At 73.6% G+C, this 13,021-nt stretch carries 11 protein-coding genes and 1 riboswitch; of the genes, 6 read left to right on the top strand and 5 right to left on the bottom strand.

The window, feature by feature from the left end:
- Window positions 1–19: 19 nt before the first annotated feature.
- Window positions 20–724, top strand: coding sequence for an SIMPL domain-containing protein (locus tag FHX44_RS36685; protein ID WP_147259957.1), 705 nt, complete (start codon window positions 20–22; stop codon window positions 722–724).
- Between the two features lie 76 nt (window positions 725–800).
- Complete coding sequence (locus tag FHX44_RS36680; RefSeq protein ID WP_147259956.1) at window positions 801–1,598, top strand: DUF427 domain-containing protein; 798 nt, start codon at window positions 801–803, stop codon at window positions 1,596–1,598.
- Window positions 1,599–1,613: 15 nt separating this feature from the next.
- Here the strand turns inward: FHX44_RS36680 and FHX44_RS36675 are convergent, their stop codons facing one another.
- Both FHX44_RS36675 and coaA read right to left on the bottom strand, forming a co-directional pair.
- Complete coding sequence (locus FHX44_RS36675) at window positions 1,614–2,090, bottom strand: MarR family winged helix-turn-helix transcriptional regulator (protein ID WP_147259955.1); 477 nt, start codon at window positions 2,088–2,090, stop codon at window positions 1,614–1,616.
- A gap of 50 nt (window positions 2,091–2,140) precedes the next feature.
- Window positions 2,141–3,148: a type I pantothenate kinase gene (gene coaA / locus FHX44_RS36670; protein ID WP_147259954.1), complete on the bottom strand. Its 1,008-nt coding sequence runs from the start codon at window positions 3,146–3,148 to the stop codon at window positions 2,141–2,143.
- 298 nt (window positions 3,149–3,446) lie between these two features.
- On the opposite strand from coaA, the gene FHX44_RS36665 reads away from it, so the two are divergent.
- The 3 genes from FHX44_RS36665 to FHX44_RS36655 all read left to right on the top strand — a co-directional run bounded on the left by FHX44_RS36665 (window position 3,447) and on the right by FHX44_RS36655 (window position 7,138).
- Entirely contained in the window at window positions 3,447–4,769 is a 1,323-nt protein-coding gene (locus FHX44_RS36665) for a hemolysin family protein (RefSeq protein ID WP_147259953.1), read from the top strand.
- Window positions 4,770–4,842: 73 nt separating this feature from the next.
- A complete protein-coding gene (locus FHX44_RS36660) occupies window positions 4,843–5,895 on the top strand; it encodes a hemolysin family protein (protein WP_147259952.1) in 1,053 nt (350 codons plus the stop codon).
- A 145-nt stretch (window positions 5,896–6,040) separates the two neighbouring features.
- Complete coding sequence (locus tag FHX44_RS36655) at window positions 6,041–7,138, top strand: DUF4037 domain-containing protein (RefSeq protein ID WP_147259951.1); 1,098 nt, start codon at window positions 6,041–6,043, stop codon at window positions 7,136–7,138.
- Window positions 7,139–7,352: 214 nt separating this feature from the next.
- Here the strand turns inward: FHX44_RS36655 and gcvP are convergent, their stop codons facing one another.
- Window positions 7,353–10,223 (bottom strand): aminomethyl-transferring glycine dehydrogenase, encoded by a 2,871-nt coding sequence (gene gcvP, locus FHX44_RS36650; RefSeq protein ID WP_147259950.1) that lies wholly within the window; start codon window positions 10,221–10,223, stop codon window positions 7,353–7,355.
- Between the two features lie 167 nt (window positions 10,224–10,390).
- A riboswitch (glycine riboswitch) is annotated at window positions 10,391–10,483 on the bottom strand.
- Between the two features lie 98 nt (window positions 10,484–10,581).
- On the opposite strand from gcvP, the gene FHX44_RS36645 reads away from it, so the two are divergent.
- Complete coding sequence (locus tag FHX44_RS36645) at window positions 10,582–10,872, top strand: YiaA/YiaB family inner membrane protein (protein ID WP_147259949.1); 291 nt, start codon at window positions 10,582–10,584, stop codon at window positions 10,870–10,872.
- On the opposite strand, the gene FHX44_RS36640 is transcribed toward FHX44_RS36645, so the two are convergent.
- A complete protein-coding gene (locus FHX44_RS36640; protein ID WP_147259948.1) occupies window positions 10,856–12,082 on the bottom strand; it encodes an NAD(P)/FAD-dependent oxidoreductase in 1,227 nt (408 codons plus the stop codon). The genes FHX44_RS36645 and FHX44_RS36640 overlap by 17 nt on opposite strands.
- Window positions 12,079–12,957 (bottom strand): alpha/beta fold hydrolase, encoded by an 879-nt coding sequence (locus FHX44_RS36635; protein WP_147259947.1) that lies wholly within the window; start codon window positions 12,955–12,957, stop codon window positions 12,079–12,081. The genes FHX44_RS36640 and FHX44_RS36635 overlap by 4 nt, the downstream gene beginning before the upstream one ends.
- Between the last annotated feature and the right edge of the window lie 64 nt (window positions 12,958–13,021).

The raw sequence follows: 13,021 nt of genomic DNA, 5'->3' as shown, positions 1-13,021 counted from the left end.
GTTGTCCCGTCCTGGAGGCATGCACCGCGCCACGCTCCCGCTGCTCGCCCTCGCGACCCTCGTTCTCGCCGGCTGCTCCTCGCCTGCGGCCGCCTCGCCCGGATCGGCCCCACCGCCCGCGATCACCGCCCGCGCCACCGGCACGGTCGTGGCCGCGCCGGACACGGCCACCGTCGTGCTCGGGGTGGAGACCCGTGACCGCAGCGCCACGGCGGCGCTCACCGCCAACTCCGAACGCGCGGGCGCCGTGATCGGCGTGCTGCAGGGCGCCGGGGTGGCACCGGCCGACATCCGCACCAGCCAGCTCACCGTGTACCCGACCACCGCACCGGAGACCGGCCGGATCACCGGTTACCAGGTGAGCAACCAGGTCACGGCGACCCTGCACGACATCGCCGCCGCCGGAGCCCTGATCGACCAGGCCGCCGCGGCCGCGGGCGACGCGACCCGCGTGCAGACGATCCAGTTCTCCATCGCCGACGAGAGCGCCGCGCGGGCCGAGGCGCGGGCCGACGCGGTGCGCCGCGCGCTCGCGCAGGCGCGGCAGCTCGCCGACGCCGCGGGCGTCGGGCTGGGCCCGGTCCGGTCGATCGTCGAGCTGGCGGGCGAGCAGCCGCCGATGCCCTACACGGCCGATGCCGCCCGCGCCCAGGCAGCGGTGCCGATCCAGCCGGGCACGCAGGAGCTGGCGGTCACGGTGGAGGTCGTGCACGACATCGCCTGAAACACCGCCTGAAACACCGCCTGAATCACGGCGTGATCCGCCGGAATGCACCGCGGCGGGTGGCGTTGGGAGTGGCATGGCTCTCACCCGTGCCGACGGTCCGCTGTCCGCGGCCGCGCCCGCCACCGTCAACTACCGGATCGACGGGCCGGCCCACAAGCTGCTGATGCACCCGTTCCCGCGTCGAGTCCGCGCCGAGTTCGCCGGCCGCACGGTGCTCGACACCCGCCGCGGCGTGCTCGTCCACGAGACGAACCTCCTGCCACGGCTGTACGTGCCCGAGGAGGACATCGACCAGGCGCTGTTCGTCCCGAGCGACCACACCACGCACTGCCCGTTCAAGGGCGACGCCACCTACCGCACCCTGCGCGTGGGCGACCGGGTCGCCGAGAACGCGCTCTGGGCCTACCCGGACCCGCTGCCGGACGCGAAGTGGCTCGCCGGCTACGCGTCGCTGTACTGGGAGGCCGCCGACGCGTGGTTCGACGAGGACGAGGAGGTGTTCGCGCACCTCACCGACCCGTACACCCGCGTCGACGTGCGGCCCACCAGCCGGCACGTCCAGGTGCTCGCCGGGGACACCCTCGTCGCCGAGTCGCACCACCCGCTCGTGCTGAACGAGACCGGCCTCCCGGCCCGCTGGTACCTCTCGCCCGACGACGTGCGCGTGCCGCTGGAACCCACGGCCACCCGCACGCGCTGCCCCTACAAGGGCGAGGCGGGCTACTGGTCCGTGCGGCTGCCCGACGGCGGTGAGCTCACCGACGCGGTCTGGTCCTACGCGGACCCGCTGCCGGAGTCCGCCCGGATCGCCGGGCAGCTGAGCTTCCTGCACGACGGGTTGACCGTCCTCGTGGACGGCGAACCCGCGTAGAAGGTCACTCGGCGGTCACTCGTCGTCGACCAGGAGCGCCTCGAGGGCGGGGAGGGCGGCCACGATCCGCTGCCGCTCCTCGCCGTCGAGGCGGGCGACCCGCCGCGCGACCAGCGCCGTCCGGTGGCTGCGGACCTCGGCCAGCCGGGCCGCCCCCTCGTCCGAGAGCACGATCTGCACCCCACGCGCGTCGTGCGGGTCGGGGGTGCGGATCACCAGGCCCTGGTCGTCGAGCGCGGCGAGCACGCGGCTCATCGTCGGCGCGGTCACGGCCTCCCGGCGGGCCAGCTCGGAGAGCCGCAGCGGCCCGTGTTGCTCCACCGTGACCAGCGCGGACAGCTGCAACGGCGGGATCGACTCCCGGCCGTCGATGCGAATGCGACGGTGCAGCCGGCCCACGACGAGCCGCAGCCGCGCGGCGAGCTCGGTCAGCTCCTCGGGTGCCACGTCTCCAGCCGTGATGTCCTCGGTCTCCACGGACCCGGTCGTCATCGGAACATGGTGCCAGGTGCCTTCACAGCGTGTGCTCAGACCTTGCCCGTTCACACTTTCCGCAACCGGATCCCGGTCACGTCGTGCTTCGGGCCCTTGCGCAGCACGAGGGTCGCCCGCCCGCGGGTGGGCAGGATGTTCCGCTCCAGGTTCGGCCCGTTGATCTCCGCCCAGATGCTCTCCGCACGGGCCACCGCGCCCGCCTCGTCGAGCGCGGCGTACCGGCGGAAGTACGACTCGGGGTTGCGGAACGCGGTCTCGCGCAGCCGCAGGAAGCGCTCCACGTACCAGCGGCGGATGTCCTCGGTGGCGGCGTCCACGTACACCGAGAAGTCGATGAAGTCGCTCACCGCGAGCGCCGGTCCCCCCTCACGGGACGGCTGGGCCGGCTGGAGCACGTTGAGGCCCTCCAGCAGCAGGATGTCCGGGCGGTGCACGGTGGAGCGCGCCCCGGGGACGATGTCGTAGGTCAGGTGCGAGTACACCGGCGCCGACACCTCGGCCCGTCCCGCCTTCACGTCGGTGACGAACTGCAGGAGCGCGCGCCGGTCGTAGGACTCCGGGAAGCCCTTGCGCGTCATCAGGCCGCGCCGTTCCAGCTCCGCGTTCGGGTGCAGGAACCCGTCGGTGGTGACGAGCGCCACCCGCGGGTGCTGCGGCCAGCGCGCGAGCAGCAGGCGCATGAGCCGCGCCGTGGTCGACTTGCCCACCGACACCGATCCACCGATCCCGATCACGAACGGGGTACGCGCGGTGGTGGCGCCGAGGAACGTCCGGTAGGCGCGGTAGAGCCGCCCGCCCTCCTGCACGTGCAGCGTCAGCAGCCGTGACAGCGGGAGGTACACCTCCCGCACCTCGTCGAGGTCGACCTCGTCGCCCAGGCTGCGGACCTGGTCGAGCTCCTCCGCGGTGAGCGGGAGCGGCGTGTTCGCGCCGAGCCGGGCCCACGACTCCCGGTCGAAGTCGACGAACGGCGAGGAGTCCTGCGACGTCTCCTCCCCCGCCACTTCTGGTGGGGCCCACGTCTCAGGCAACGCACCGGTGCGAATGCCGCTCATGACCGGTCAACCTAAATCCCGCGCGGCCGGATCGCTCCCCATCGTGACCGGAGTGACTCCCGCGGGAACCCGCACCGGTGCCGACCTACACTGATGCCTCCGCTCCAGGAGGAACACGCCGTGCCCACCGCACGCCCCACCGAACCGGGCTGCAGTAGTCGGCCGGGTCCGACCCGGCGTCCCCTCACCTGCCCTGCGCGCTCCGCCGATGCCGCCCGCCGAGGCCGCGGATGAGCGAGGGAATCATCAGCACAGCGCATCCGCGAAGCGGTCGCCCGAGCGCCGGCGAGGGCGGGCCATGAGTGTGCTGCTCTCGATCCTGGGGCTGCTCGCGGTCGCCGCGCTCACGCTCGGCACCGCGATCTCGGTGGCCTCGGAGTTCGCGCTCACCGCCCTGGAACGCAGCCAGGTCGACGCCCACGTCGCCGAGGTGGGCGACCGGCGCGCACGGGCCGTGCAGCGCGCGCACCGCGGCCTGTCGTTCCAGCTGTCGGGCAGCCAGCTCGGCATCACGGTCACCACGCTGGTCACCGGCTACATCGCCGAGCCGGCCATCGCGTCGCTCTTCCGGCCCGGCCTCGAGGCGATCGGCTTCTCCCCCGGCCTCGCCGCGGGCACCGCAACCGTGCTCGCGCTGCTGCTGGCCACGACCCTGTCGATGGTGTTCGGCGAGCTCGTGCCGAAGAACCTCGCCATCGCGGGCCCGCTGCGCACCGCCCGCGCCGTCGTCTGGCTGCAGAGCGGTTTCGCGCACGCGTTCCGGTGGCTCATCAACGGCCTCAACAGCGCCGCCAACTCGGTGGTGCGCCGGCTCGGGGTGGAGCCGGCCGAGGAGCTGCGTTCCGCACGGTCTGCGCGCGAGCTCAGCTCCCTCGTCCGCACGAGCGCGGAGCACGGCACGCTCGACGCCGGCACCGCCACGCTGCTGGACCGGTCCCTGCGCTTCACCGACCGGGTGGCGGAGGACCTCATGACACCCCGGGTCCGCGTGGAGTCGCTCGACGCCGACGCCACGGTCGCGGACATGGTGGCGCTCGCCCGGCGCACCGGCATCTCCCGCTTCCCGGTGCACAACAGCGACCCCGACGCCGTGCTCGGCGTCGTCCACGTCAAGCAGGCGTTCGGCATCCAACCCGCACGACGGGGCTGCGTCGCCGTGGGCGAGCTCGTGCAGGAGGTGCCCACCGTGCCCGGGTCACTGGACGGCGACGAGCTGCTCACGCGGCTGCGCAGCTCCGGGCTCCAGCTCGCCGTCGTGGTCGACGAGTACGGCGGCACGGCGGGCATCGTCACCCTCGAGGACCTCGTCGAGGAGATCGTCGGCGACGTCCGCGACGAGCACGACCGCGCCGAGCAGTCCACCGTGCGCCCCCTCGGCCGCAACAGCTGGCTGGTGTCCGGGCTGCTCCGTGACGACGAGGTCGCCGACGCCACCGGCTTCCAGATGCCGTCCGGTGAGTACGAGACCCTCGCCGGCCTCGTGCTCACCCGGCTCGGACGCATTCCCGAGGTGGGCGAAGAGGTCACCGTCGACGGGTGGCAGCTCACCGTCGTGCGGCGGGACCGCAACCGCATCGCCGAACTGCGCCTCGCCCGGCCCGGCTCCGAGGAGAGCACGTGACCGAGCTCGCGAGGTCACCATTCAGCGCAGCGCCATCGGGCACGGCCCCGCCGAGCGTCAGCGAGGTGGTGTCGTGACCTCCGACCTGCTGGCGCTGCTCGCCGCCGTCGCGCTGCTCGGGGCCAACGCGTTCTTCGTCGGCGCCGAGTTCGCGCTGATCTCAGCGCGCCGCGACCGGCTCGAGGCGATGGCCGGTGCGGGCACGGCGGCGGCCCGCACGGTGCTGCGCGCCCACGCCGACCTGTCCCGGATGCTCGCGGCGTCGCAGCTGGGCATCACGATCAGCTCGCTGCTGCTCGGCCGGCTCGGCGAGCCTGCGGTCGCCCACCTCATCGAGCGGCCGCTGCACTGGGCCGGGATGCCCGATGCCCTGCTGCACCCGATCGCCTTCGCGATCTCCCTCGCGATCGTCGTGGTCGCGCACATCCTGCTCGGTGAGATGGTGCCCAAGAACATCGCCATCGCCGGGCCGGAGCGCACCGCGATCCTGCTGGTCCCCCCGTTCCTCGTGTTCACCACGGTGATGCGGCCGCTGATCGAACTGTTCAACCTCATCGCCAACGGCGTGCTGCGACTGCTGCGGGTCGAGCCGCGCGACGAACTGGAGGCGTCGTTCACCTCCGGTGAGCTCGCCGACCTCATCGCGGAGTCCGGCCGCGAGGGCCTGCTCGACGACGACGAGTCCCGCCGCCTCACCCGCGCCCTCAGCTCCGCCGAGGCCACCGTGGCCGGCGTGCTCGTACCGGTGTCCGAGCTCGTGACGCTCCCGGCCGAGCCCACCGTCGGCGATGTCGCCCACGCCGTCGCCGAGACCGGGTTCTCCCGCTTCCCCGTGCTCGGGACGGCCGGCGACCTCGCCGGGTACCTGCACGTCAAGGACATCCTCGACCTCGCGGACGACCCGGCGGCCGCGGTGCCGGGTCCGCGGGTGCGCACCCTGCCGGAGGTACCGACCTCCGTCCGGCTCGACGAGGCGCTCGCCGTACTCCGCCGTGCCCGGGCCCACCTCGCGCGCGCCATCGGCCCGCACGGCGAAACCGCAGGCCTCGTGACGATGGAGGACCTCGTCGAGCACTACGTGGGCGAGGTCCGCGACGCCACCCACGCCCGCGAGCGCCGCGGCTGACAGCCCACCTCCCCCGGCCGGCGACGGCTTCGCCGTCGTTGCCGTCGATGATCGTCAATCTGTGATTGACGATCAGTAGGCGTCAATGAATCATTGACACAGATATGCGGGTGCCCGGGCCGGCCGCACCCGCCAGGATCCCCGGGTGTTCGTTGCCGGTCTCCAGCTCTCCCGCGCCTTCTACGCCGAGGCCGTCCAGCCGCTCCTCGAGGAGGTACCGCACTCCGCTGCCCGCATCGGGCCCGGCTCCGAGGTCCTCGGTTTCGACACTCCCCGGTCGGCCGACCACGAATGGGGACCACGCCTGGAGGTCTTCCTCTCCCCCGCCGACGCCGGCCGCATCCCGGAGCTGCACCGCAGGCTCGCCGAACACCTGCCGCGCACCTTCCACGGCTGGCCGACGCACTTCGAGCCCGTCGAGGGCGACCACGCCGGCCGCATGACCCCCACCGACGGTCCCGTCCGGCACCGCGTCGGGCTCACCACCGTCGAGGAGTGGTGCCAGGAGCGGCTCGGTGTCGACCCCCGCCGCGGCCTGAGCTCCGGCGACTGGCTCGCGACGCCCGCCCAGGCCCTCGCCGAGGCCACCGCGGGTGCCGTCTTCCACGACGGGCTCGGAGAGCTCGAGCCGCTCAGAGCCGTCCTGGCCTGGTACCCACCGGACGTCTGGCGCTACGTCCTGGCCTGCCAATGGCGGCGCATCGCACAGGAGGAGGCGTTCGTGGGCCGCACGGGCGAGGTCGGCGACGAGCTGGGATCCGCCGTCGTCGCCGCCCGCCTGGTCCGCGACCTCATGCGCCTTGCCCTGCTCCTGCACCGGCGCTACCCGCCCTACAGCAAATGGCTCGGCAGCGCGTTCGCCGCACTCCCCGTGGCCTCCGCCCTCGACCCCGCCCTGCGCGGTGCCCTGGCCGCCACCACATGGCACGAACGCGAACGCCACCTCGTCACCGCGTACGAGACCCTCGCGGCCGCCCAGAACGACACCGGCCTCGCCGCACCCGTGGATCCCACGACACGGCCCTACTTCAGCCGCCCCTTCCAGGTCCTGAAGGCCGATCGCTTCGCCGACGCCCTCCTCGCCGCCGTCACGGACCCGGTGATCGCCGCACTCCCCCGCGTCGGCGCCGTGGACCAGCACGCCGACAACACCGACCTGCTCACCGACCCCCGGCGCAGCCGCGCCGTCGCCCACACGGCCCTCTCCCCCGAGCTGTCGGCAAAGCACGTTCATGACACCTGACGTCAGCAAAGCCACTTTGCTGACGTCGCTCGGGGCCCTCTTTGCCGGCGTATGCCCTGGTCATCGAATCGTTGGCCATCCGGAGGCGTCAATGATTCGTTGACAGTGATGACGGTCACATGTATCACACAGCGTGTCCCGCCCTCCTTGCTGCGGACGGGTGGGCCGGAGGGGACCCGCCCGTCCACTCCACCGCGTCCGCAGCACGGGCCGCTCAGGAGGAGAACGCCTCCACCGGCGGGCAGCTGCACACCAGGTTCCGGTCCCCGTAGGCGCCCTCGATCCGGCGCACCGGCGGCCACACCTTCCGGTCGTGCACGCCGGGCGTTCCGCCCATCGGGTAGGCGGCGATCTCACGCGAGTACGGGTGGTCCCACTTGTCCGCGAGGCACGCGGCGGTGTGCGGGGCACCGCGCAGCGGGTTGTCGGTGGCCGGCCACTCCCCCGCCGCCACCCGCTCGATCTCACCCCGGATTCCGATCATGGCGTCCACGAAGCGGTCGATCTCGGCGAGGTCCTCGCTCTCCGTGGGCTCCACCATGAGCGTGCCCGCCACCGGGAACGACATCGTCGGCGCGTGGATGCCGTAGTCGGCCAGCCGCTTCGCGACGTCGTCGACGGTGACGCCGGTCTCCTTCGAGATCCCGCGCAGGTCGAGGATGCACTCGTGGGCCACGTGGCCGTCTGCGCCCGCGTACAGCACCGGGTAGTGGTCCCGCAGCCGAGCGGCCACGTAGTTGGCCGCCAGCACCGCGGTGAGGGTGGCCCGCCGCAGCCCGTCGAGGCCCATGAGCCGCAGGTACGCCCACGAAATCGGGAGCACGCCCGGGCTGCCGTGCGGCGCGGCCGACACGGCGCCCACCTCACCCCGGCCGGGCAGGAACGGCGCCAGGTGCTCGGCCACCGCCACCGGGCCGACGCCCGGTCCGCCGCCGCCGTGCGGGATGCAGAACGTCTTGTGCAGGTTCAGGTGGCTGACGTCGCCGCCGAACGCCCCCGGCCGGGCCAGCCCGACCAGCGCGTTGAGGTTCGCGCCATCGACGTAGACCTGGCCGCCTGCCTCGTGCACGGCGTCGCACACCTCGCGGACCCGTGCCTCGAACACCCCGTGCGTGGACGGATAGGTGATCATCAGCGCCGCGAGGGACTCCCCGTGCTCGGCGATCTTCGCGTGCAGGTCGTCGAGGTCGACGTCGCCGGTCGGGGCCGTCGCCACCACGACCACCCGCATGCCCGCCATCACGGCCGAGGCCGCGTTGGTGCCGTGTGCGCTCGCCGGGATCAAGCAGACGTCGCGGTGGGCCTCACCACGGCTGCGGTGGTAGGCGGCGATCGCCAGCAGACCGGCGAACTCCCCCTGGCTGCCCGCGTTCGGCTGCAGCGACACCGCCGCGTAGCCGGTGAGCTCGGCGAGCCAGCGCTCCAGGTCGGTGATCAGTTCGAGGGTGCCCGCCGCGTCGGCCTCCGGGGCGAACGGGTGCAGGTTCGCGAACTCCGGCCAGGTGATCGGCTCCATCTCGACGGCCGCGTTGAGCTTCATCGTGCACGAGCCCAGCGGGATCATCGTGCGGTCCAGCGCGAGGTCGGCGTCGGCGAGGCGGCGCAGCCAGCGCATCAGCGAGGTCTCGCTGCGGTGCTCGTGGAACACCGGGTGGGTCAGGTACTCCGACTCCCGGCGCAGCCCGGCGGGCAGGGCGTCCCCGGTGCCGGCGTCGAGCTCCGCGGCGTCGGCGGACACGCCGAACGCCGACCACAGCGCCTCCAGGTGCGCCACCGTGGTGACCTCGGAGCAGGCGATGCCGAGCGTGTCGGCGTCGATCCGGCGCAGCGCGATCCCGGCGGCGTGCGCGGCGTCGGCCACCTCCTCCGCCCGGCCCGGCACCCGTGCCTGCACGGTGTCGAAGAACTCGCCGTGCACGACCTCCACGCCCCCGGCCCGCAACCCGGCGGCCAGCACCGCGGCCATCCGGTGGGCGCGCTGCGCGATGCGGCGCAGCCCCTCCGGGCCGTGGTACACGGCGTAGCAGGCCGCGACGACGGCGAGCAGCACCTGCGCGGTGCAGATGTTGGAGGTGGCCTTCTCGCGACGGATGTGCTGCTCACGGGTCTGCAGCGCGAGCCGCAGGGCGGGGTGGCCGTCGGCGTCGCGGGACATGCCGACCAGGCGCCCGGGCAGCTGGCGCGCGTGCTGCTCGCGCACCGACAGGTAGCCGGCGTGCGGCCCGCCGTAGCCGAGCGGCACCCCGAACCGCTGCGTGGTTCCGACGACCGCGTCCGCGCCCAGCTCGCCGGGCGGGGTGAGCAGCGTGAGCGCCAGCAGGTCCGCGGCCACCGCGACCAGCGCGCCGCGCTCGTGCGCGGCGTCGATCAGCGCCGCGGGGTCGCGCACGACACCCGAGTCGCCCGGGTAGCTCAGCAGCAGCCCGAACAGCTCCCCCTCCGGCAGGCCCGCCGCGAGGTCGGCCACCACCAGCTCGATGCCCAGCGGCTCGGCCCGGGTGCGCAGCACCTCGACGGTCTGCGGGAGCGTGTCGGCGTCCACGACGAACCGCGGCGAGCGCGCCTTCCCCGCCCGGCGCAGCAGCGTCATCGCCTCGGCGGCCGCGGTGGCCTCGTCGAGCAGCGACGCGCCTGCGACCGGGAGCCCGGTGAGGTCGGCCACGACGGTCTGGAACGTCAGCAGCGCCTCCAGCCGCCCCTGGCTGATTTCCGGCTGGTACGGGGTGTAAGCGGTGTACCAGGCGGGGTTCTCGAGCACGTGCCTGCGGATCACCGCCGGGGTGATGGTGCCCGCGTAGCCCTGGCCGATCATCGGCACGGTGACCGTGTTGCGGGCGGCCAGCGCGCGCAGCTCCGCCAGCACCTCGGTCTCGGTGGCCGCCGGCGGCAGCGTGGACGCGACCGGCTCGGCAGCATCGGCACGGTCCTGGATGCTGTCGGGGACGGCGGCGGCAGCGAGCTCGTCGAGCGAGGCCGCCCCGATCGTCGCCAGCATCCGGTCGAGGTCGACCGGGCGCGGGCCGATGTGCCGGTCGGCGAACGGGGTGCCGCGCTCGAGATCGGCGAGGGTGGGGCGGTCGGTCACGGGAACCTCCGTGCGGCACGATCGGGCGGGTGGTCGGGCAGGGTGGAACCGCCCTCCCCCTCTGTCCCCGCCCGTGACCGGGCACCTGAGAGATTCGCCCCGTTACCGGAGCTTTCCCCGTCGGCGGACGGGCCCCGGCATGCGGACCCGTCGCTTTCCAGAGGCGTCTCGCCCACGCGGTCCTGGATGCCTGAGAGGTTCCGGGGAGGAGTTGCTCCTTCGGCGCCCGGCCGGGACCGGGACTCTCCCGCGCGGGTTCGGCGACTACCCGCGGCATGCTACTCCCCGATGCCTCCGCGGGAGGGGACGCGTAGTTCCACGGATGCCCCGCGGGTCGCCGCCGCGGCAGGCTCCGGCCATGACGACGACACCGCCCCCGCCACCGACCACCGGCGCGTTCTTCGTGCAGGCCGTGATCTCGTTCGCGGCCTCGCTGCTTGCCGTCGCCCTCGGGATCGCCTACCTACCCGCCGACCCGTGGGTGCGGGGGTTCCTCGCACTCGCCGTGCTCTACGTGGTGACGTCGGCGTTCACGCTCGCCAAGTGCGTGCGGGACCGGCAGGACAGCACCGCGGTGGTCACCCGGGTGGACCAGGCCCGGCTGGACAAGCTGCTGGCCGAGCACGACCCGTTCAAGGTCGACGTGTGAGGTCCGTGCGGCGCTGCATCCGCTGATCGTCGAGGATCCGCCCGACGTTCTCGTCGGAGAAGAACTCCGCGGGCGAGGTCACCCCCGCGACCACCCGCGCGAACCCGTCCATCGCCTCCTGGTCGCAGCTCACGGCGGAGAGGAGCTGTTGCAGCTCGGGCGGCGCCGGCTCGAGCGACGCGAGCTCCGCGGTGAACTCGTACATCGGCAGGGCCTCGTCCCGGGCGGACCGGTAGTCGTGCATCGCGGCGTCGAACGCGCGGGCGCCGCTGAACGAGTCGTGCAGGGCCGTGGCGCAGAGCTCGGCATCCCGGAACGCGTCCTGGATCCCCTGCGCGGTGATGAAGTCCTTGTTGTACCCGGCGTCCCCCACCAGCGCCCAGCCCGGCCCGTACGGCGTCCGGAAGAAGTTCGGCACCGCGGTCCCGGCGATCCGCGTCTCCCGCCGGGCCGTCCGGAGGCGGTCGGCGAAGGCAGGGGCCGTCGCGAGGGTGGCGAGGTAGTTGCCCTCGACGTCACCGCGGTTCGCCGCGAGCTCGCGGAAGGGCCACCCCGCGATGACGAGGGTCAGGTCGTCGTTCGTCGGCCACGCCGCGAACGCCCGGTCCGTCCGGTCGTAGGACTCGAACCGGCCGTCCATCGGCAGGCCGCTCCAGTAGGCGTAGTAGCCGCAGAGCAGCTGCGGCTTCTCGTGGTACTGCTCGGGCCGCACGGTGCGGGCCACGAGCGAGTGCAGCCCGTCCGCTCCGACGACCGCCGCGGCCCGCTCGGTGACGGTCCGCCCGCCCTTCCCGTGGCCCCGGATCCCGGTGACCCGGCCGTCCTCGACGAGGATCTCGGACACCGTGAACCGCTCCCGCACCTCCGCCCCCGCCGCGGCCGCCGCTTCGACGAGCACGGTGTCCAGCACGGTCCGCCGCGGGGCGTACGCGGTGCCCGGCCTCCCGGTGATGGTGAACGGGCCGAAGTCGAACGCGTAGGCCTCGATCGGCGGGCATCCCGCGACCGCCCGGTCCAGCAGGCCCCACCGGCGCAGCGCCGCCACACCGGGCGCGTGGACGAGGTGCGTCGAGAGCGTGTCGCTCGGGAAGCTCGCGCGGTCGACGACGAGCACCTCGTGGCCCGTGCGAGCCAGCAGCATCGCGGTCGGCGATCCGGCGCACCGCGCACCCACCACGATCGCGTCGTATCCGTCGGGGCCGCCGCTCATGGCACGGCCACCGTTCCCAGCGAGGCCTGCAGCGCGACGATGAACGCGTCGGGCCGGTCGAGCGCCGGATCGTCGCCCGCGTCCTCGACGACGTGCAGCGGCCACCCGTAGCGGGCGCTCGCGGCCTCGGCAACGGACAGCGGGGTCGCGAGATCGTGCCGGCCCCAGATCAGGGTGGTGGGAACGTCGATGCCAGCCAGCTGCTCCGGTGGGATCGGCGCGGCCGCGAACTGGCCGATCAGACCGCCGAGCGCCGCCTGCACGCGATCGTCGGCGGCCAGCTCGACCGCGTAGGCCGCGTACGTGTCCCACCGCATCCCGATGTGCTCGCGCACCCGGTCGAGGTCGAACGCGCAGAACTCCATGAAGCGCTCGTAGGAGCGCGGCGTCGGGTCGCCGAGGAAGCGGTGCAGGGCGAGACCGAACCGCGGCGCGGGATCGAACGCGGTGAGCCCGAGGCTGTCGACGAGCACGAGCGCGGCGAGCCGGCGCCGGTTCCCCGCGGCGAACCGTGCGGCAACGGCGCCGCCGATGGTCTTCCCGACCAGCACCGGCGGCGCGGCACACGTCTCTTCGACGAGCTCGCCGAGCCAGTCGAGCACGCGCCCGGCGTCGAGCGGAACCCCGTCGATCAGCGAATCGCCGTGCCCTGGCAGGTCGGGGACGATCACGTGGTGGGCGCGCGCCAGCCGGGGCAGCACGGGGAGCCAGGTGGCGGCGAACTCGCCCGGGCCGTGCAGCAGGACCACCGGCGGGCCGGCGGCGCCGTCGCCCCCCTCGAGCACCGCGGTCGACACACCGGCCAGGTGCCGCCGCCGCTCGTCGACCGGGAACCCGGCCAGCAGGGTCTCCCGCATGCGTTGCCTGGTGTCCATGACGACCTCCCGCTGGCGCCTCGATCCGTGTCGGGCGACGGTAGGGAGGGCGTGCGGCAGTGCT

This window comes from Pseudonocardia hierapolitana, from assembly GCF_007994075.1.
GTDB lineage: Bacteria > Actinomycetota > Actinomycetes > Mycobacteriales > Pseudonocardiaceae > Pseudonocardia > Pseudonocardia hierapolitana.
This window is presented reverse-complemented; position numbering and strand designations above follow the sequence as displayed.

Bases quoted from the DNA above. Each gene is read 5' to 3' on its own strand.
- FHX44_RS36685 (WP_147259957.1), top strand. From the start codon at position 20: ATGCACCGCGCCACGCTCCCGCTGCTCGCCCTCGCGACCCTCGTTCTC.
- FHX44_RS36680 (WP_147259956.1), top strand. From the start codon at position 801: ATGGCTCTCACCCGTGCCGACGGTCCGCTGTCCGCGGCCGCGCCCGCC.
- FHX44_RS36675 (WP_147259955.1), bottom strand. From the start codon at position 2,090: ATGACGACCGGGTCCGTGGAGACCGAGGACATCACGGCTGGAGACGTG.
- coaA (WP_147259954.1), bottom strand. From the start codon at position 3,148: ATGAGCGGCATTCGCACCGGTGCGTTGCCTGAGACGTGGGCCCCACCA.
- FHX44_RS36665 (WP_147259953.1), top strand. From the start codon at position 3,447: ATGAGTGTGCTGCTCTCGATCCTGGGGCTGCTCGCGGTCGCCGCGCTC.
- FHX44_RS36645 (WP_147259949.1), top strand. From the start codon at position 10,582: ATGACGACGACACCGCCCCCGCCACCGACCACCGGCGCGTTCTTCGTG.
- FHX44_RS36640 (WP_147259948.1), bottom strand. From the start codon at position 12,082: ATGAGCGGCGGCCCCGACGGATACGACGCGATCGTGGTGGGTGCGCGG.
- FHX44_RS36635 (WP_147259947.1), bottom strand. From the start codon at position 12,957: ATGGACACCAGGCAACGCATGCGGGAGACCCTGCTGGCCGGGTTCCCG.